We start from the raw sequence: 20,585 nt of genomic DNA on the forward strand, positions 1-20,585 counted from the left end.
GTGACGTGCGGCGCTCTCACCGCCGCCACCGAAGCGGGTGCCGGTGAGCTCGCCTGGTGCGTGGCCGTCGGTGAACCGCGGCCCGAACTCGTCGAGCCGGCGCCGGACGGCACACTGCGGCGCCTCGCCGCGGGGGAGGCCCGGCCGACGCTCGCCGCCTGGGCCGCGGGCCAGGCATGGATCGCCGACGCGGGCGCCGTCCTGCTCGGCCACGGCTGCCCGGCCGACGCCGAAGCCCCGCGGATCCGCCGCACCCACCTGCGCGCCGGCTTCGCCGTCCACCTGGCCCACGTGACCGCGGGCCGACACGGCCTGGTCGGCCGCCCCGTCGGCAGCTGGCAACAGGCAGACCTGGGGGCCGCACTCGGCGCCCCGCCGGGCCGGGACTGGATCGTCCACGGCCTGGCCCTCGGCACCACCCACTCCGACGAGGGGACCTCGTGATCGTCCACCCCGAGCTGCGCCGCGCCGCACGCCACGCCCGGCGCCCCCTGCTCGCGGCCACCCTCCTGCAGGGGGCCGTCACCCTCACCCACCTCGCGCAGGCCGTACTGCTCGCCCTCGCCCTCGCCGACGTCGCCCGAGGCGACACGGACCGGCTCGCACCGCTCCTCGCGGCGGTGCTCGGCGTCGTCGCCGTCCGAGCCGGACTCGGTTACGGGCAGCGGCGCACCGCCACCCGCGCCGGAGCGGACGTCAGGGTGCACCTGCGGGACGAACTCCTCGCCCACTTCGGACGGCTGGGTTCCGCGCACCTCACGACCGCACGCGCCGGAGCCGTCCGCACCACCCTCGTCGACGGAGTCGAGGGCGTCGACGCCTACGTCTCCCGCTATCTGCCCCAGCTCCTCATCACCCTCACCGTGCCACCCCTGCTGCTCGCCGCCCTGGCCGCCGTCGAACCGGCCGCCCTCCTCGGCCTCGTCCCCGCCCTGCTGCTCGCCCTGTTCGGCCCGCGAGCCTGGGACCGGCTCCTCGCCCGGCGCGGCAAGGAGCACTGGGACACGTACGAGGGCCTGGGCGCCGACTACCTCGAAGCACTGCAGGGCATGCCCGCGCTACGGGCCGCGGGCGCCGTCGGACGCACCCGGCAACGGCTGGAGGAACGGTCGGCGGCGCTGCACCGGGCCACCGTCGCCAAGCTCCGGGTGTCGCTCGTCGACACCGGACTCACCGACCTGGCCATCCAGGGCGGTACCGCGGCCGCCGCGCTGCTCGCCTGCTGGTCGGCCGTCACCGGATCCACCACGGCGACGGGTACCTATCTGGTGCTGCTCCTGGCCGCCGAGTGCTTCCGGCCCGTGCGCGACCTGTCCCGCGAGTGGCACGCCGGGTACCTGGGCGTGTCGGCCGCGGACGGGCTCCGGGCACTGCGCACCGCCGAACCCGCGGTCCCCGACACGGGAACGGCACCGGCGCACTGGCAGGGGCCACCCCAAGTACGTTTCGAGGAAGTGCAGTTCACCTACGACGCCGCCGAGGCGCCCGCGCTCCGCCGCGTCACCTTCACCGCCGAGGCAGGGAAGACCACCGCGATCGTCGGCCCTTCGGGCGCCGGCAAGTCCACCCTGCTCGCCCTGCTCCTGCGCCACCGCGACCCGCAACAGGGCCGGATCACCCTCGACGGCCGCGAGGTGACCGAGTACGGGCTCGACTCGCTGCGCCAGGGCATCGCCGTCGTCTCCCAGGAGACCTACCTCTTCCACGCCACCATCGCCGACAACCTGCGCCTGGCCCGTCCCGCCGCCACCGACGACGACCTGATACGCGCGGCACGGACCGCCGGCATCCACGACGAGATCGCCGCCCTCCCCGACGGCTACGCCACCGTCCTCGGCGAACGCGGCGCCACCCTCTCCGGCGGGCAGCGCCAGCGCCTCGCCCTCGCCCGCGCCCTGCTCGCCGACGCTCCGGTGCTCGTCCTCGACGAGGCGACGAGCGCGGTCGACGAACGCCGCGAGGCGGACATCGTCCGTGAACTGCTGAACGCCGCGGGCGAGAGGACCGTCCTGGTGGTCGCCCACCGGCTCGCCGCCGCCCGGCACGCCGACCGCATCGTGGTGCTCGACGGCGGACACGTGGACGCCGTCGGCGAGCACGCCGCCCTCGTCGAGGCCGGGGGCGTCTACGCCGACCTCGTCAAGGCGGGCCACGCCTACGAAGGAGGGCTCGCCGCATGAGCAGCAGCACCACCGACGCCGACATCACGCACAGCAGCGCCACCGACACCGACACCACGCACAGCAGAGCCACCGACGAGTCCATGCCCCCGCGCGGCTCACTGCGCGCCCTGCTGCCCGCCCTCGCCGGGCACCGGATCATGATGGCCCGCACCTGCGCCGCCGCACTCGCCGAACAGGGCTCGCTGGTCGCGCTGTTGACGCTGGCCGCGCACACCGTCGGCACCGCCGTCATCGACGACCGCGCCCCCTCCGCCGGTACGGTCACCGCTCTGATCGCCCTCGTCCTCGTACGCGCTCTGATGACCTGGCGCGAGATGGACCTCTCGCACGACCTGGCCTACCGGGTGCTGGCCGCGCTTCGGGTGCGGGTGTTCGACGGGCTCGCCCGCAGCGCACCCGCCCGGGTGGCAGGCAGGCGCAGCGGGGACCTGGCCGCCACCGCGATGGCCGACGTGGAAGCGCTGGAGTTCTTCTACGCCCACACCACGGCCCAACTCCTCGCATCCGGCGTGGTGTTCACCGGCGGAGCCGCGGCACTGGCCACGGTGGAGCCCTGGCTGCTGGCGGCGGTGCTCCCAGTCGCCGGGCTGCTCGCGGTGGCACCCTTCGCCGACGCCCGCGGACGCGCGGCTCGGGGTGCCCGTACCCGGGCGGCCTCCGCCAAGCTCTCGGCGGACACCGTGGAAACCGTCGACGGACTGCGTGAACTGCTCGCCTTCGGCGCGCTGGCCGACCGCCGGGGCCGTCTCGCCGAACAGGGCCGAAGGGTGGGAGCGGCCCAGCGAGCCGAGGCCACCTGGGAAGCCATGGCCGCCGCCGTCCGCGACACCCTCATCGTGCTCGCGGTCCTCGGCGTGGTCGCCGCCGCCGCGCAGTCCGTGACCTCCGGGCGACTGCACGGCGCATGGGCCCCGGCGGCGATGGCGCTCGCCCTGTCGGTGCTGGGCCCGGTCGCCGAGTCGGCCAGGGCGCTGAGCCAGGCCATGGGCCTGCGGGCCGCGGCCGCCCGCGTCGACGCCGCCCTGAAAGCCCCCGCTCTCGCCCCGCCGCCCGCCTCGCCCCGCCTCCTCCCACCGGGCCCGCTGGGCGTCCGGCTGCACCAGGTGAGCTTCCACTACGGTGGCCGGCCCGTGCTGGACGGGGTCGACCTGACGGTTCCCGCCGGGCAGACGCTCGCCCTGGTCGGCGTCTCGGGGGCCGGCAAGTCGACCTGCGCCCATCTGCTGGCCCGCTTCTGGGACCCCTCCGAGGGAGCGATCCGCCTGGTACCCGGCGACGGCGTCCCCGTCGACCTCCGTGACCTGGCCGACCCCGAACTGCGCCGTGCCGTCGCCGTCGTGGGCCAGGACACCCCCCTCTTCCACGGCACCCTCACCGAGAACCTGCGCCTCGCCGCACCGGACGCGGACGACGACCTCCTCGCCGAAACGGCCCGGTTGTGCGGCGTCGACGGGATCGCCCCCCTGGACTCCCTCGTCGGAGAGCGCGGCTCCACCCTCTCCGGCGGCCAGCGCGCCCGGATCGCCCTCGCCCGCGCCCTGCTGGCCGAGCCCGGCGTCCTCGTGCTGGACGAGACAACCGCCCACCTGGACAACGCCGGTGACGCCCAACTCGCCGCCGCGCTCGCCGACGGCAACCGCACCACCATCGTCATCGCCCACCGCCCCGCCACCATCCGCCGCGCCCACCGCATCGCCGTCCTCGAATCCGGCCGCGTCGCGGAGGAGGGAACCTGGGACGACCTCACGGCCCGCCCCGACAGCGCGCTCAACCGCGTGCTGGCCGTCGCGCCGTCCTGAACCCCGTGCGCCGCCGTGACCGTACGAGCAGCCCTCCGGCAGAGGGCCTCTGCCATGGCCGTGTGCCTCGACCCCGACCAAGCCGTGGAACCATCGGCCCGCCGGAACGGCATGTGATCTCCGTGAGGGGTGGTGGGTGGACATGGCCGCCGACTGGGAATGGGACGACACGCTGTTCTCCGGTACGGCCCCCTACTACCGGCGCGGAAGGCTCCCTTACGCCCCCGGGCTGGCGGACGCGCTCGCCAGGGCTCTGCAGTTGGACGGGCGAGGACGCCTCATCGACGTGGGATGCGGACCGGGCACCCTTGCACTGAGCCTGGCGCACTTGTTCGGCGAGATCGTGGGCGTGGACCCGGACAGCGGAATGATCGGCGAAGCCACTCGCGAGGCCGCCGAGCGTGCGGTGACCGGGAAAGCACAGTGGGTGCGGGCCCGGGCCGAGGACCTGCCCGCGGCTCTGGGAACCTTCACCGTCGCGACCTTCGGCCAGTCCTTCCACTGGATGGACCGCGACCGGGTGGCGGCAACCGTCCGGGACATGCTCCGGCCCGGCGGCGCGCTGGTGCACGTCTCCGACCTGAAGACGGAGGTCCGAACCGTCGACGGACTTCCGCATCCGGCCGCGCCCTCCGCGGCCATGGAGGACCTGGTCAGGCACTACCTGGGACCGGTCCGACGAGCCGGCCGGGGCGTGCTGCCGCACGGGACACCCGGTGGTGAGGCAGCGGTCTTCACCCGGGCGGGATTCGCCGGCCCCGACCGCCATGTCATTCCCGGCGGACAGGCACTGGAACGCACGTGCGACGACATCGTCGGCGGGGGTGTTCTCCATGTCGTACTCGGCTCCGCATCTGTTCGGCACACGCCGCGACGACTTCGAGGCAGACCTGCGTCGACTCCTGCGGGATGCCTCCCCGTCGGGCCGGTCTCCGAGCGCCTGCCGAGCACCGAAGCCGTCGTCTGGTGGAAGGCCCCCGCCGAACCGGCACCTCCGCCGGTCGCTCGCCCCGCTCCGCGAAGGCCACTCATGTGAGTCAGCGCCCGGGCGCGGGGCCCCGGACGCGAGTCTGTCGGCGCTGCCGTCAACGGTCCGATACCTGGTAGGTGTTCGTCCGGCCGCCGCGATCCGGCGCCGACAGCGGGAACCCCGGCGCCCGCGGTCTGCGTCCGACCGCATGGTGAGGTGCAGATCTTGTGCCGGCCGGACATCATGGACGAGGACAGACAACCGGGGAGCGGTGCGCCCTCCGGCGGGGGGCAGGGGAGCACATGGCACAACCGTTGGAAAACAGCGACCCGCGCCAGGTGGGGCCGTATCGCATCGTGGGCCGCCTCGGAGCGGGCGGGATGGGACGTGTCTATCTGGGGTGGTCACCGGGCGGCCGTGCGATCGCGGTGAAGATCATCCGGCCCGAGCTGACCGACGATCCTTCCTTCCGGCAGCGGTTCGCCCGCGAGGCGGCGGCCGCCCGTGCCGTGAGCGGGGCGTTCACGGCAGCGGTCGTCGACGCGGATCCGTACGGGGACCCGCCATGGCTCGCCACCGTCCATGTCGCGGGCATCTCGCTGGACGACACCGTCGCCCGGCACGGACCCCTGCCCGAGTCCTCGGTGCTCGCCCTGGGCGCCGGCCTCAGCGAGGCGCTCCAGGCCATCCATGCCGCGGGCCTCGTCCACCGGGACCTCAAGCCCTCCAATGTGCTGCTGGCCCCCGACGGGCCCAAGGTGATCGACTTCGGGATCGCGATCAGCGCCGGTTCGAGCTCGCTGACCCGCAGCGGAGTCGTCGTCGGCACGCCCGCGTTCATGGCGCCCGAGCAGCTGACGGGCGGTCGTGCCGGTGTGCCCGCCGACGTGTTCACCCTCGGCGGGGTCCTCGTCTTCGCGGCCACCGGCGAGGGCCCCTTCGGTTCCGGTTCGGCGGTCGGCATCGGCTATCGCGTGGTCCACGACGAGCCTGACCTGTCCACCGTCCCCCAGGGGCTGCGCCCGCTCCTGGCCCGCTGCCTGGCCAAGGACCCCGCACGTCGGCCCGCGGTCGCGGAACTGCTCGCCGAGTTCGCCGGCCGCGTCCTGCCGCAGCCCGGAGCGGCGCACGGCGCGGACACGACCACCCTCGCCTTCCACGGCGGGGCCTGGCTGCCCGCGCCGGTGGCCGCCTCCGTGCGCCGCGCCGAGGCGGCCGGCGCGGCCCCGGCACCGGAGTCGGCTCAGCGGACCGCGCCGGCCGGGAGCACGGTGGACCCCCGTCTGCCCAAGGACCCGGAGGGTCCGGAGCGCCTCGGGCGGACCGCGGGATCGCCCGAGGCGCGACGGTCGCCGATCCCGGCCGCACCCGAGGGCCCGCACTACTCCGACGTTCCCGGGCCACCAGGCGGTCCACTCACCCGCACCGACGCGCGGCTGCGGCCACAGCCGTCACCCGGGCCCGCCGACAGCGGAACGCCTCCCGCCCCGGGCGACACGGCAGACCACGGCGCCGATACGCCCACCCGCCGCCGGGTGCTGATCGCGCTCGCCGGAGCGGGCACCGTCGCCGCCGTCGGCGCGAGCACCTATCTGCTGGGACGCGGCGAAAAGGACCACGGCACGGGCTCGGGCAACGACACCCTGAAGGACCCGGGCACCGGCCAGACCCCGGGAAGCCAGAGATGGACCTACAGCACCGGAGGCCCGGTGGCCGGTGCCGTTCTCGCCGCGGGCGGGCTGGTGTACGCCGGCAGCAAGGACGGGAACCTGTACGCCCTGGACGCCGACACGGGCGATTCGCGCTGGCAGGTCCGTACCGGCAACGGTGTCTACACCCGCCCCGCGGTGGCCGGGGGCATGGCCTACTTCGGCAGCGCCGACTACCACCTCTACGCCGTCGACGTGACGACCGGCAACGAGCGCTGGCAGTTCAGCGCCGAGGGAGAGATCAACTCCTCGCCGGTGGTCGCCGGGGGAGTGGTCTACGTCGGCAGCGACGACCGCCGCCTGTACGCCGTGGACGCCCGCTCCGGGAAGCAGAAGTGGGAGTTCGTCGCCGAGGGCCGTATCCGTTCCTCCCCCGTGGTCGCCTGGAACAAGGTCTACGTGGGCAGCGAGGATTCCCGGCTCTACGCCGTCGACGTGACGACCGGACAGCGCCGCTGGGCCTTCGACACGGACGGCGACGTCAAGTCCTCACCGGCCGTCTCCGGCCGCGTCGTCTACGCGGGCAGCTACGACGGCAATCTCTACGCCGTCAACTGCGACACCGGGGAATCGCTGTGGACCTTCGCCACCGATGACGGCGTGGGCTCCTCACCGGTGGTGGCCGGCGGCGTCGTCTACGTGGGCAGCGACGACGGCAATCTGTACGCCGTGGACGCCGGCACCGGGCAACAGAAGTGGAAGTTCCCCGTCGGTCATATCGTCTACTCCTCGCCGACCGTCTTCGGCGGCGCCGTATACGTCGGCAGCAAGAACGGCACCCTCTACGCCGTCCGCACGGACACGGGCAAGCAGTTGTGGACGTACCCGACCGGCGAGGACATCCGCTCCTCCCCCTCGGCGACCGGCGACGCGGTGTACGTGGGCAACGACAGCGGCACCGTCTTCGCGGTCAACCGCTGAACACCGCGAGGCCGACTCCGTCCTTGCCCGCGCCGAACCCTCCGGCACCGGGCCGCCGAACCCGGGCAGACGAAGGGCGACGCTGCCGTTGTGCGAGCATGATCTTGAACAGCTCGGCGGGGATACGCGGTTGGTGAACCGCTGGTCGGGTCTGGTCGTAGTAGGGGTGGGTCATCGGTGCTCCTGTCCGGCCGTCGGCGCCGGCAGGGGCGCATGGTGGGCCGCGGTTCTCGCGAGATGAGGTAAAGGGGCGCATGGCGACTTCCCGGTACCGCTGTTGGTACGGCGTGGCGCGGTGGACCGCCGTGGGTGTCGGTAGTGCCGGGGTGCGCCGGTGAGCGACTCGAACGGCGCCGCGAGGACGGCTGTCACGCTCCTGGACATCCTGCTGCATGCTGCCGAGGAGGCTCCGCGTCAGGTCATCGTCCACGTCCGCGCGGACGGCAGCGAGCACACCGTGACCTTCGCGCGCCTGCGCGAGGAGGCGTTGCGCGTCGCAGGCGGCCTGCAGGCCGCGGGACTTCGGCCCGGCACCCCCGTCCCGATCGTCGCCGGCCCCGGTGAGAACTTCCAGCCGATGTTCTGGGGTGCGCTGGCCGCGGGGCTCGTGCCCGTACCGCTCGCCGCGGACGCGCGCCGCGTCGGACCGGTGTGGGAACTGCTGGGCAGGCCCGCCGTCATGGTGGACGACACCACCGAAGCCCTGTTCGCCGAACTCCCGGGCCCGGTGCGCCATTTGCGGCTGGGCGAGTTGCGTGAGGGCCGCCCTCCGCGTCGGCTGCCCGAGGCCGGCCCGGGGGACATCGCGTTCCTGCAGTTCTCCTCCGGCAGCACCGGCGCCCCGAAGGGCGTGGAGCTCACCCACGGCGCCGTACTGGCCAACCTCCGGCAGATCCGTACCGCGATGGCCATCACCTCCGCCGACGTGCTGGCGAGCTGGATGCCGTACTTCCACGACATGGGCCTGATCGGCACCCACCTCGTCCCCATGGCGGCGGGCCTGAAGCAAGTACGACTGGAACCGCTGTCCTTCGCCAAGCGTCCGGCCCGGTGGCTGGAGGCGGCGGCACGGCACCGGGCGACCCTGCTGTCCGCGGCGAACTTCGCCCTGTCCCTGGCCGTGCGGCGGGTGCCGGAGAGCACCTGGTCCGCACTGGATCTGAGTTCGGTACGGCTGCTGCTCGTGGGGGCGGAGCCCATCGCACCGCGCGTCTGGCGGGAGTTCACCGCCGCGGCGCGACCGGCCGGGCTGGACGCCACGGCCCCGCTTCCCGTGTACGGGCTGGCCGAGGCCACGCTCGCCGTGACCGTGCCCCCGCTCGGGGAGGCCGCCGAGCCGTTGGTACTGGACCGTGGGGCGCTGAGCCGCGGCCGGGCCGTCCCCGCCGAACCCGGCCCGCACGCCGTCGAACTGATGGACGTCGGCCGTCCCGTCCCGGACTGTGAGGTCCGCGTCACGGACGACTCCGGCGGGCAACTCGGCGACCGGCGCGTCGGCCACATCGAGGTACGTGGCCCTCAAGTGGCGCGCGGCTACCACCGTTCCCTCGAAGCGAGCGAGACCGCGTTCCGCGACGGCTGGCTGCGCACCGGGGACCTCGGCTTCCTGAACGAGGGCCGCCTGTGCGTCACCGGCCGGCACAAGGACGTCGTCTTCGTCGGCGGCCGCACCTTCCACGCGTCCGACATCGAGGAGACCGTCGCCGCCACCCCGGGACTGCCTGCGGGCACCACGGCGGCGATCGGGTCCACCGACCCGGACACCGGCGCCGAACGGGTCGTGGTCTTCGTGCAGTGGGCGCGCCCACCGATGACGACCGCCCTTCGGGTTCTCCGTGCGGCGGCGGCCCGCGTCCGGGAGGCGCTGGGGCACGACGACGTACGGGTGCTGCCCCTGCCGCCCGGCGCGTTTCCCCGTACGACCAGCGGCAAGTTGCGGCGGGGGCTGATGCGCACGCGCTTCGAGTCCGGTGCCTACGGTGCGGTCGAGGCGCGGTTGTCGGGGGCGCGGGCCGAGGCCGTACCGGCCCGGGGGACGCCGAGCGGTACCGGGGAGGGCGTCTTCTCGGGGGCTGTGACGGCTGCCTCGGTTCGGGAGGACGGGCCGGTGGGGGAGACGGCGGGGGAGACGAAGACGCGGCACGCGCATGGGGAGGCGGGCGTGCCGCGTGCGCGCCGGGAAGTGGAGGACGTTCTCCTGGGCATCTGGGCACGCACGCTGGACCTCGCTCCGACGCGCATAGGCCTCGACGACCGGTTCTTCGACCTGGGCGGGTCGTCACTGAAGGCGATGGCGGTACTCGCCGGGATCGAGGACGCCTTCTCCGTCACCGTGGAGCCCCGCGTCCTGCGGGACCACGACACCGTGGCCGCGCTCGCCGGGCATGTGCTGACACAGCTCGCGGCAGCTCCGGGCGCGATCTCCTCGACGGCGCTGGAGCCCTCCTCCGAGGGCCCGGGGCAGCAGCCGCTGGCAGTCCTCGCCACGGCTTGCCGCTTTCCCGGGGCCGAGACGCCCGAGGCCTTCTGGGAACTGCTCGCGGCCGGCCGCGACACCGTCACCGCGATACCTGAGGGCCGCTGGGGCAGTGCCACTGACGCCCCCGCCCGCTTCGGTTCCTTCCTCGCCGACCCCGCGGCCTTCGACGCCGCCTTCTTCGGCATGGACGACGAGGAGGCACGCGCCACCGACCCGCAGGCCCGGATCTTCCTGGAACTGGCCCACGAAGCCCTGGAGCGTGCCGGATACGCGGGGCCGCGACGCACCGGCCGCAGGGTCGGAGTGTTCGCCGCCGTAGGCGACAGCGGATACCGGGAGATCCTGACCGACGCGGCGGACGGAGACCTCGCCCGCCACCCGGCCGCGCTCACCGGCAACCTGCCGAACCTGATCGCCGCCCGCGTCTCTCAGGCCCTCGACCTCGACGGCCCCGCCCTCGCGGTGGACACCGCCTGCTCGTCGGCGCTCGTGGCGCTCCATCTGGCGCGGCGCAGCCTGGAGTCCGGCGAATGCGATCTCGCCGTGGTGGGCGGCGTCCAGCTGGCCCTCACCTCCACCGGCCACCGGCTGCTGGAGCGCGCGGGCGCGCTGTCCCCGACCGGCGGCAGCCGCCCCTTCGATGCCGCCGCCGACGGAATCGTGCCGGGGGAGGGCGGAGCTGCCATCGTCCTCGCACGCCTGGACCACGCGCGGCGGGACGACGACCCGGTGCTCGCCCTCGTGCGCGGCACGGCGGTGAACAACGACGGCCGGTCGCTCAGCCTGCTCGCCCCCAACCCGCGCACCCAGCGCGAGGTCATCACCCAGGCCTACCGCGAGAGCGGCATCGACCCGGACGCCGTGTCCTACGTGGAGGCGCACGGCACCGGCACCCCGGTCGGCGACCCTGTCGAGGCACAGTCGCTCGGCCACGCCTTCCCGCCGCGCGCGGACGGCCGTGCGCGACTGCTCGGTTCGGTCAAGGCGAACCTCGGCCACCTGCTCAACGCGGCGGGCATGCCCGGCCTGGTCAAGGTGGTTCTGGCGCTTCAGCACCGGCAACTGCCGCCGTTCCCGCACGGCACCGCGCCCGCGTCGTACCTGGCACGTGTCGCGCCCGGCTTCGAACTCGTCACCGAGCACCGGGACTGGAGCGTCCCCGGCGTCCCCGGCCCGCTGGTCGCGGGCGTCAACGCGTTCGGTTTCGGCGGCACCAACGCGCACGCCGTTCTTGAGGAGGCGCCCCGGAGGGAACGGGAGAACGGCAGGGACCGGAGGGACACTCCCTCGCGTGCCGACGCCGACGAGCCGTACGGGCCGCACCTGCTGACGCTGTCGGCCCGGAGCGCCGACGCCCTGCGGGCCGCCGCCTCCGACCTGGCCTCGTACCTGCGGACACACCCGGAACTGGACGAGGCCGAGGTCTGCGCCGCCGTCAACACCGCACGCGACGACGGTCCGCACCGCCTCGCGCTCGTCGCCGAGGGTGACCTCGCCGACCGTCTCGACACTGCCGCAGGGGCGGGTACCGTCACCCGGTCCCGCCCGCGGACGGTGTTCCTGCTGCCCGGCCAGGGGGCACAGCGTCCCGGTCAGGGCCGTGCCCTGTACCGGACGGCCCCGGTGTTCCGCGACGTCCTGGACGAGGCCTCCTCGCTGACGGGCCCGGTCCTCGGGCGCTCGCTCGCGCAGTGGTGCCTCGATCCCGGCGTGGACCCGGCCGAGCTGGCCAGGACGGAGGTGGCACAGCCGCTGCTCGTGGCGTTCGGGGTGGGGCTGGCCCGGCAGCTGGCCGAGTGGGGCGTGACGGCCGACGCGGTCGTCGGCCACAGCGTCGGCGAGGTGGCGGCCGCGTGTGTCTCCGGTGCGCTGCCCCTCGCCGAAGCAGTGGGGTTCGCCGCCGAGCGCGGGCGCCTGGTGGGCTCGGTCGCCGCCCGGGGAGCCATGGCCGCCGTCAGGGGCGACGAGGACACCGTCGCCGAACTCGTCGCCGCGTCCGGTGGCGCGCTGTGCGTGGCCGCCGTCAACGGGCCGGCGCAGGTGGTGCTGTCCGGCGCCGAGGACGCCGTCGACCGCGCCGTCGCGGAACTGACGAGGCGTGGTGTGGCCGCGCGGAGGCTCAGTGTCTCCCATGCCTTCCACTCGCCGATGCTGGAGCCGGTCCTCGCGCCTCTGGGGGACGCGGCGAAGACCCTGACGGTACGACCGGCGGCCGTACCGATGCTGAGCACGGTCACCGGTGAGTGGCGGCCCGGCCTCACCCCCGAGTACTGGGGGGAACACGCGGTACGGCCGGTGAGGTTCGGCACGGCGGTGGCGAGGCTCCTGGACGAGGGCTACGACACCTTCGTGGAGCTCGGCCCCGGGAACTCACTGGGCGGGGCGGTCCATTCGGCCGCCGCCGCGCACGCCTCGGGAACCTCCGACGTGACGGTGCTGACGGCTGTGGATTCCTCGGCCACCAGCAGTGGCGAGGGTCCATCCGCCGCAGGGGTACGGGGGCTGCTGGAGACGGCGGGTCGGCTGTGGACGCGTGGGGCGGCACTGGACCGGGCGGCACTCGACGGCGCGGCAGGCCAGGAGACACCTGGGGCCGGGCGGCCGAGGTTGCCCGTGCCCACGTACCCGTTCCGCCGCTCCCGCCACTGGCCGCTGGGGCCCGACGCGGCACCCGCCGCCCAGCGCATCGACTGGCGGGACGCACCCCTGACGCCCGCACCGGGCCCCCGCGTGGTGCGGTTGACCGGCGCCGACCACCCGCTCGGCCCGGCCTTGGCCGAACGCCTCGCCGGTCGCGGGGTGACGGTACTCGGGCAGGACGATCCCCACGAACCCGGCACGGCCCCGCCCGACACGGTGGTGTGGCTGGGCGGGGAGGACGCCGGAAGCGGAAGCCACAAGTCCGTGGCCGCCGCCCAGAGTTCCGCGCTGCCGTCCCTGTCCCGGGTGCTGGACCTGATCGCCACCGGCTGCTCCCGGCTGCTGGTGGTCACCGAGGACGTGTACGTCACCGGTGCCGCACCCGAGCACCCGGCACCGGCGCAGGCACTGCTGCACGGCTTCGCGCTGGCCCTGCCCGAGGAGCACCCCGGACTCGCCTCCCGTGCCGTGGACCTGTCCTCCCACGACACCCTCGACACCCGCCTCGACGCACTGGAACGCGAGCTGTCCGCGGGCCACGCGCCGGGCGCGGACAGTACCGTCGCATGGCGTGCCGGCCGCAGGCTCAGCCGTACGCCGGTCGACGTGACCGACGTGACCAACGCCCCTGCGGCGCTCGACGCACTGCCGCCGGAGGGCACGTACCTGATCACCGGGGGCGCCGGGGGGCTCGGTTCCGCCCTCGCGCGCGACCTGGCCGACCGTGGCGCGCGCGAGGTGATCCTGACCGAACGGTCCGCGACCGCGCCGCAGGACCTGCTCGCCGACCTCCGGGCCCGCGGTACCCGGGTTCGCTACCACGCGGCCGATGTGACCGACGCGACCGCCGTCGACGCACTCGTTGCCGCTCTGCCCCCTCTGGACGGCGTCTTCCACGCCGCCGGTACGGCTCGGCCGGGCACCTTGCGGGCCAAGACGGCAGGAGAGATCGGCGGCGTCCTCGCCGCGAAGGTACGGGGCACCGTACTGCTCGCCGAGGCGCTGCGCCGGCACGGCCGGGAACCGGCCGTGTGCGTCGCCTTGTCCTCGGTCTCCTCGGTGCTGCCCGGCCTTGCGGGCGGGCTCGGCGACTACGCGGCGGCCAACGCCTTCCTCGACGCCTTCGCCGCCGCCGAGCGCGCGGCGGGCCGGCCCTGGCAGGCGGTCGGCTTCGGACCCGTCGCCGACACGGGACTCGCCCGCGGAACGCGGACCGGTCAGACCGGTGCCCGGCTGCGCGCCCGCGGCCTGACTCCCATGGGTACGCACGCCGCCCTCGCAGGGCTGCGGACGGCCGTCGCCACCGACGCGGCGCACCTGCTGGTGACGACGCCTCCGGCGACATCCACGCCTGCGAGCGGGAGCTTTGCCGCGGACGCGCCTCCGGCGATGGCCGGACCCACAACCCTCGTACCCCCCGTCCCGGCGGGCGACGGCACCTCGGCCGACCCCGCGCACATCACTGACCTGGTACGCCGCCTGCTGTCCCAGGCACTGCACCGAGCCCCGGAGGACATCGGCGACGACGAGCAGTTCCTCACCCTCGGACTGGACTCCCTGACCGCAGTCGACCTCGCGCGCCGACTGGAGACGGAACTCGGGCTGCCCCTGCCGGCCACGCTGCTCTTCGAGTACCGGACGATCGGCGAACTCGTCTCCCACCTGGGCACCTGGACATCTCACCCGGGCACACAGACGCCCCACACTCCCTCTGCCGCGGACAGCGGCCAGGAGGAAGACACCCCCCGCCCCCTCACCCCCGTCCAACGCGCCTTCCTCACCACCGAGGCGCTGCACGAAGGCGTCACCGCCTACGGCTACGTACGCCAGACCATCAACGGTCCCCTCGACTCCGATCTCCTCGGCCGAGCGCTCGCCCACCTCGCCGCGCGCCACTCCATGCTGCGTCTGCGGACCACCCGGGACGTCACGGCGCCGCGCCAGTACGCCACACCCGCAGCTCCCACCGACCGCGCGCCCCGCTGGTACGAGGTGCACGACGTCACGACGCCACCGGCAGCCCTCGAACAGGAGCTGTGCAACCGCCCGTTCGACCTGACCGCCGAAGACCCCGTGCGCGCCGTCCTCATACGCGAGCACGCACACCTCGCGCACCTGCTCCTTGTCGTCCACCACAGCGTCGCGGACGGCTTCAGCCTCAAGGTCCTCGGCGAGGAACTCTGGGAGCTCTACACCGCGCTCGTCCACGGCCGCACCCCCGAACTCGCCCCGCCACGGGCCGAGTTCGCCGACTACGCCGCCCACGTCACCGCCGAGCGGCAGTCGGCGGCCTTCACCCGGGACCAGCAGTACTGGCGGGAGCGGCTCACCGAGCACACAGCGGCCACGACGAACACACCCACGCTCACGACCGGGACCCCGACCCCGGCCCCGGCCCTGCCCTACGACGGCGATCCCGAAGCACTCCCCGCCCCGCCGCTCACCCACCACCAGACCGGCATCGACGCATCGTTGACGGCAGCGCTGCGCGAGACGGCCGCCCGGCACGGCGTCTCCCTCTTCCACCTGCTGCTCGCGGTGTACTGCCGTTGCCTGGCGCGCTGGAGCGGCGAACGGGCCGTCGCCGTCAACGTGGCCCGTTCCCGCCGCGAGGCACCCCTGCCTGGCATCGACCGCCTCGTGGGGCCGCTCGCCGACACCCTGCCGGTGTTCGCCGCCGTCGACCGCGGCGAGCCGGTGACCGTACTGGCCCGGCGGCTGGAGCGGATCTGGCGCGAGGCGGAGTCCCACGCGACCCTCAGCAGCCCCGACCTCGCCGCGCTGCTGCCCGCCGGCGGTCCCGCCCCGCGCACGGTGGCCCCGGCAGGGTTCAGCTTCGCCCGTTTCCCCGTGCACCACGGGCGCGACTGGCCGGTCACCGTGACCCCGACCGCGGCGGCCACCGCCTCCGCCGCGACCCGGCTCGGGCTGTTGTGCTGGGAAGCCGACGTGACCCTGCGCTTCTCCTGGAACCACCCCGCCCGCCTCTTCCGGCGCGAGACCGTGGCGCGTCTCGCCGACGAGTACCTGACCGAACTGCGTGCCGCCGCAGAGGAGTTCACGGCGGCGCCTGCTGCGGAACCGGTAGCAGAACCGGCCCGCGCGTCGACGCCGGGGACGGCAGCGGCGTCCGACGGGCTGTCCGACGGGATCGTGGACCGCCTGCGCGCCCGGTTCCGTACGACAGCCCGCGCCGTCGCCGTCGACACCGGCGGCACCACGCTCACCTACGCCGACCTCGACGACGCCTCCCGAGCCCTCGCCGCCCGGCTGCGGGCGAGCGGCGTACGCCCCGGCGACCTGGTCGGACTGCTCACCGAACCCGGCCCGGACACCGTCGTCGGCGTGGTCGGCATCCTGAGAGCGGGCGCCGGCTGGGTGCCCCTGGACGCCGCCCACCCCGTCGCCCGGCTCAACGACCAGGTGCACCGCACCGGGGCCCGTGTGCTGGTCTGCCACTCGGCCACCCGCGAAACCGCCGCCGCGCTGGGCGCCGTAACCCTGGTCGCGGCCGACGACCCGGCACCCGTCGCGGCCACACCGTCCCCGGACCGGCTGCCACCCGCTGCCCCCGACGCGACCGCCTACGTGATCTTCACCTCGGGTTCCACCGGCCGCCCCAAGGCCGTCCCGATCACCCACCGGTCCATGCTCAACTACCTCGACTGGTCACTGTCCACCTTCGGTTACGGCCCCGGGGACCGCCTCATACAGACGGCGTCCCTCTGCTTCGACGCCTCCGTACGCCAGTTGCTGGCACCGCTGCTGGCCGGCGCCACCATCCACACCCTCACCCGGGACTTGCTGCGCGATCCCGAAGCGCTGCTGGACCGCGTGGTGGCGGACCGGATCACGGTGTGGAGCTCGGTGCCCACGCTGTGGGAACGGCTGCTGACCGCCGCCGAGACGAGGGTGCGGCAGGACGGGACACCCCCGGACCTGTCGGCCCTGCGCTGGGTCCACGTCGGCGGCGAGGCACTGCCCGCCGCACACGTACGCCGCTGGTTCGACCTGCTCGACACCTGCGGGGGCCGCCGACCGGATCACCGCGTCTCCAACCTGTACGGGCCCACCGAAGCCACCATCAACGCCACCTGCCACATCATCGACACCCGGCCGGCCGACGACGTGACGCAGCTGCCGATAGGCCGGCCGGTGGCCGGCTGCGAACTGGCCGTCGTCGCCGAGGACGGCAGCCCGTGCCGGCCCGGCGAGGCAGGCGAACTGCTGATCGGCGGGGTGGGACTGACGCCCGGCTACCTCGGCGAACCCCAGCTCACCGCGGCGGCCTTCATCGAGCGCGACGGCCGCCGCTGGTACCGCAGCGGCGATCGCGTCCGCCAACGGCCGGACGGCGTACTGGAGTTCCTCGGGCGCCTCGACGACCAGGTCAAGGTCCGCGGCCACCGGGTGGAACTCGGCGAGGTCGAGGCCGCGCTGACGAACCATCCGGACATCTCCCGCGCTGCCGTACTGCTCCAGGACGGACGTCTCGTGGCCTACGTCGAGTCCCGGCCCGGCTCGGACGCGCCCGACGTCCGCGAGGTGCGCGCCCGCCTCTCCCGCGCCCTGCCCTCGTACATGCTGCCAGCGCGGATCTGCCCGGTCCCGGCGCTCCCACTGACCGGCACCGGCAAGACCGACCGCGTTCGACTGGCCGTCGAAGCCGAGGACACATACGGCGATGACCGGCCGGCGCACCGCAACCCGGAGCCGTCCCGACCCGAACCCACCCCCGCGACCACCACCGAAGACACCCTGGCCCGCATCTGGTCGGCACTGCTGGACGTACCGGACGTCTCCCGGGAGGACGACTTCTTCGCACTCGGCGGCGACTCCATCCTGGTACTGGAACTCTTCGCCCGGCTGCGCCAGGAACTGCCAGCCGTCCCCCGCCCGACAGCCATCTACACCCACCGCACGCTCGGCGCACTCGCGGCGGCCCTCGACGCCGCCGCGGAACAAGCGGAACGACAGGCGGAGTCCCCGGCGGCCCTCGCCGCCACCGAACCGGCCCCCGCCCCCGCTTCCCCGCAGCCCGACGCCCCTTTCGCCCCCTACCCCCTCACCCCTTCCCAGAGGGGATTCCTCCTCGCCGAGACCATCACCCCCGGCGCGGGCTCCGCCTGGCTCGCCCGGTTCCGGCTGAGCGGGCGACTGCATCACGACGTACTCCAGCACGCCGTCGACGTACTGGTGGAGCGCCACCCCATGCTGCGGACCATGTTCCCCGCCGGTGCCCGCCCGCCCGTACAGCAGGAGCTGCCGCCCTCACTGCGCCTGCCCGTCGAGACGGAGACCCTCACCCACCCCGACCTGCTGGAGCACCGCACCGCAGAGGAAGCACGGCGCCGGCTCGAACCCTGGGCCTGGCCGCTGCTGCGCCTACGGCTGTTCACCCTGGCACCCGACGAGCACGTACTCTTCGTCCACGCGCACCACCTCATCGGCGACGGCTACAGCGCGGCCCTGCTCGCCCGCGAACTGCTCACCGTGTACGACCGGCTCGCCCGAGGTCTGCCGCACGGCCTGCCGCCCCTGCACAGCACCTTCCGCGACCATGTCGCCCTCGCCACCGGGCGCACCCGACCCCCCGGCCCGCAGGCCGAGGAGTACCGCGCACGCCACAACGCCCCCTACACACCGCCCGCCCTGCACGCACAGACCACGAAGACCACCGTGGGCGCCGACTACTCACCGGCGTTCCACACGACGGCCTTCACACTCGACACCGCCACGACCCGGGATCTACGCCGCCTCGCCCTGGCCGCGCGCTGCACCCTGCACGCGCCCCTGCTCACCGCGTACTACCGCGCCCTCGCCGAACTCACCGGCCGGCGCGACCTGGTGCTCGGGCTCGCCGTCAGCGGGCGCGAGGAGTCCACGGCCGACGCGCACCGGGTGTTCGGCCCGTTCGCCGAAGCGGTGGCGCTGCGCCCGGCCGCCCCGTCCGGCGAACACCGCACGCCCGCCTTCGGCGAGGACCTGGCACGGATCGCCGCGGAGACGGTCGCGGCCAGGGCTGAAGGACCCACCGACCTGCGCACGCCCGCGGGACTGCCGCGCACGGCCCAGTTCTTCTTCACCTACCTCGACTTCCAGGCCCTGGGCCCCCTGCCCGACGACTCCCTGCCCGACGGCTCCCTGACGCTGCACACGGACGACTCCGGCACCGCCCTCGCCCTTCCTCCCGCGGGCACCGACGTGTTCCTGGCCGCCGGTCCGACCGCGACCGGCGAAGCGCTGCGTGTGACCGTGCGGGCCTCGGCGGCGGCATTCACACCCCACGAGCTCACCGGTTTCGCCGAGACGATACGACAGCAACTGCGAGAGGCGCTGCGCGAAGAGGGCCGGGACGGGTTCCCTGAGAGGGAGTCACCGCGCGGGCCTGCTGACGGGGATGGGCGTGCGGCGATCCCGGCGCCGCGCGGCCCTGCCGCCGCGGACGCGCAAACGGCTCCCTCCCAGCCGTACGAGAATCCCAGCCGCCCGGGCGCAGGGCGAAGCCCCGGCACGGGTGGCCGTTCGCCCCGACGCACCCGCCGGGACGGCCTCGACGCCGCTCTCGTGGGATACCTGCCCGCCCCCCGCGACCTCGCCACGTTCGCCGGACTGCCGCAGGAGGCCCTCGACCGGGACCACATACGCGCCCTGCTGTTCCCGGAAGGCCGCGCCCGCCTGCTGGAGACGGCCATCACCCCGCTCGGCAGCTCCGGTTTTGTGGCCCTCCCCTTGTTCGCCGACGAACTGGCCTCTGGCGGCGGCCTGGCCGCCCGCACCGCCCGGGCCGTCGAGCACGCCGCCTCCCTCGGCGCGCGCTGCGTCTCCCTCGCCGGCATGATCCCCTCCCTGACCGGCTACGGCTACGACGTCCTGCGGGAGACCACGACGACCGCGGCGCTCACCACCGGCCACGCCGCGACGACCGTCGCCGTCGCCAAGACCGTCCACGCCGCGCTCGCGGCGACCGGCCGCCACCTTGAGGACCTGTCCCTCGCGGTGGTCGGATGCGGCTCCATCGGCACGTCGTCGCTGCGGCTGCTCCTCGCCACGGCGCACCGCCCGCCGGCCCGGCTGCTGCTGTGCGACGTCGAGGGCAGCACCGCACGGCTCCAGCGGCTCGCGGCCGACCTGTCCGCCCACGGACCAGCGGTGCCCATCGAGGTCATCGAGACCGCCGGGTCCGGAGGCGCCCTCCCGGACGCGGTCTACGAGGCCGACGTGATCGTCACCGCGGTCAGTGGTGCCACCGCACTCCTCGGCATCGACCGACTGAGGCCCGGCGCGATCGTCGTCGACGACTCCTTCCCGCACTGCTTCGACACCGCACGGGCCCTGGACCGCATGAAGAACCACCAGGACGTTCTCGTGGTCGGCGGCGGCCTGCTCGCCCTCGACCCCGTCCGGACCCGGCCGGCCGGGGACCTTCCGGCCGCGGCGAGCGCGGGCGCCGCCACCGCCCGGACCGGGCTCCCCGGCACCCTCGCCTCATGCCGTCTGGAGTCACTGCTCCACGCCCGTCTCACCGCCCCCGGCCGCGCCGAGTCGCACCACGGGACCCAACTGCCCCTGATCCACGGCCTCGTCGATCTGCCGCGCGCCCTCGCCCACTGGGACGCGGCCGAGGCCGCAGGGATCCGCGCCGCCCCGCTGCACCTCGTCGATCACGTCATCACTCAGGAGGCGCTTGACGCCTTGCGCTGACGGGGGCGGCCGGGTGGCCGCGCGGCATGCATGCGCGAGCGAGCCCGGGGCGCGACGGGGGACACACGCCACGGCTGTCATGTACTATCCGCCCCCGACCGACGCTGGAGGAGGCCATGGCCGAGGCCCGGCGCCGTACCAGCGACGCCGGCACCGTCAGTGACATGGCCGGCGCAGTCG

The 20,585-nt window shown here is 74.4% G+C and carries 6 protein-coding genes and 1 pseudogene; 6 read left to right on the plus strand and 1 reads right to left on the minus strand.

What is annotated here, in order from left to right:
• From ACWD3C_RS33425 to ACWD3C_RS33445, 5 genes and pseudogenes are all read left to right on the plus strand, one after another.
• Nucleotides 1-444, plus strand: coding sequence for a hypothetical protein (locus ACWD3C_RS33425; RefSeq protein WP_451149912.1), 444 nt, complete (start codon nt 1-3; stop codon nt 442-444).
• Nucleotides 441-2,180 (plus strand): ABC transporter ATP-binding protein/permease, encoded by a 1,740-nt coding sequence (locus ACWD3C_RS33430; protein ID WP_451149913.1) that lies wholly within the window; start codon nt 441-443, stop codon nt 2,178-2,180. The genes ACWD3C_RS33425 and ACWD3C_RS33430 overlap by 4 nt, the downstream gene beginning before the upstream one ends.
• On the plus strand, nt 2,177-3,982 hold the full coding sequence (locus ACWD3C_RS33435) for an ABC transporter ATP-binding protein (protein WP_451149914.1): 1,806 nt from the start codon (nt 2,177-2,179) through the stop codon (nt 3,980-3,982). Before ACWD3C_RS33430 ends, ACWD3C_RS33435 begins: the two co-directional genes overlap by 4 nt.
• A gap of 142 nt (nt 3,983-4,124) precedes the next feature.
• Nucleotides 4,125-5,018, plus strand: a pseudogene (locus tag ACWD3C_RS33440) (class I SAM-dependent methyltransferase).
• 236 nt (nt 5,019-5,254) lie between these two features.
• Nucleotides 5,255-7,582 carry a beta-alanine-activating enzyme beta-propeller domain-containing protein gene (locus tag ACWD3C_RS33445; RefSeq protein WP_451149915.1) on the plus strand — a complete coding sequence of 776 codons (2,328 nt, stop codon included), beginning with the start codon at nt 5,255-5,257 and terminating at the stop codon, nt 7,580-7,582.
• On the opposite strand, the gene ACWD3C_RS33450 is transcribed toward ACWD3C_RS33445, so the two are convergent.
• Nucleotides 7,572-7,757 (minus strand): hypothetical protein, encoded by a 186-nt coding sequence (locus tag ACWD3C_RS33450; RefSeq protein ID WP_451149916.1) that lies wholly within the window; start codon nt 7,755-7,757, stop codon nt 7,572-7,574. The genes ACWD3C_RS33445 and ACWD3C_RS33450 overlap by 11 nt on opposite strands.
• 159 nt (nt 7,758-7,916) lie before the next feature.
• Between ACWD3C_RS33450 and ACWD3C_RS33455 the strand changes: the two genes are divergently transcribed.
• Entirely contained in the window at nt 7,917-20,405 is a 12,489-nt protein-coding gene (locus ACWD3C_RS33455; protein WP_451149917.1) for an amino acid adenylation domain-containing protein, read from the plus strand.
• Nucleotides 20,406-20,585 lie beyond the last annotated feature (180 nt).

The organism is Streptomyces sp. NPDC002845 (genome assembly GCF_053591955.1).

Coding starts and splice junctions, on each gene's coding strand:
- ACWD3C_RS33450 (WP_451149916.1), bottom strand. CDS start 7,757: ATGACCCACCCCTACTACGACCAGACCCGACCAGCGGTTCACCAACCG.
- ACWD3C_RS33445 (WP_451149915.1), top strand. CDS start 5,255: ATGGCACAACCGTTGGAAAACAGCGACCCGCGCCAGGTGGGGCCGTAT.
- ACWD3C_RS33435 (WP_451149914.1), top strand. CDS start 2,177: ATGAGCAGCAGCACCACCGACGCCGACATCACGCACAGCAGCGCCACC.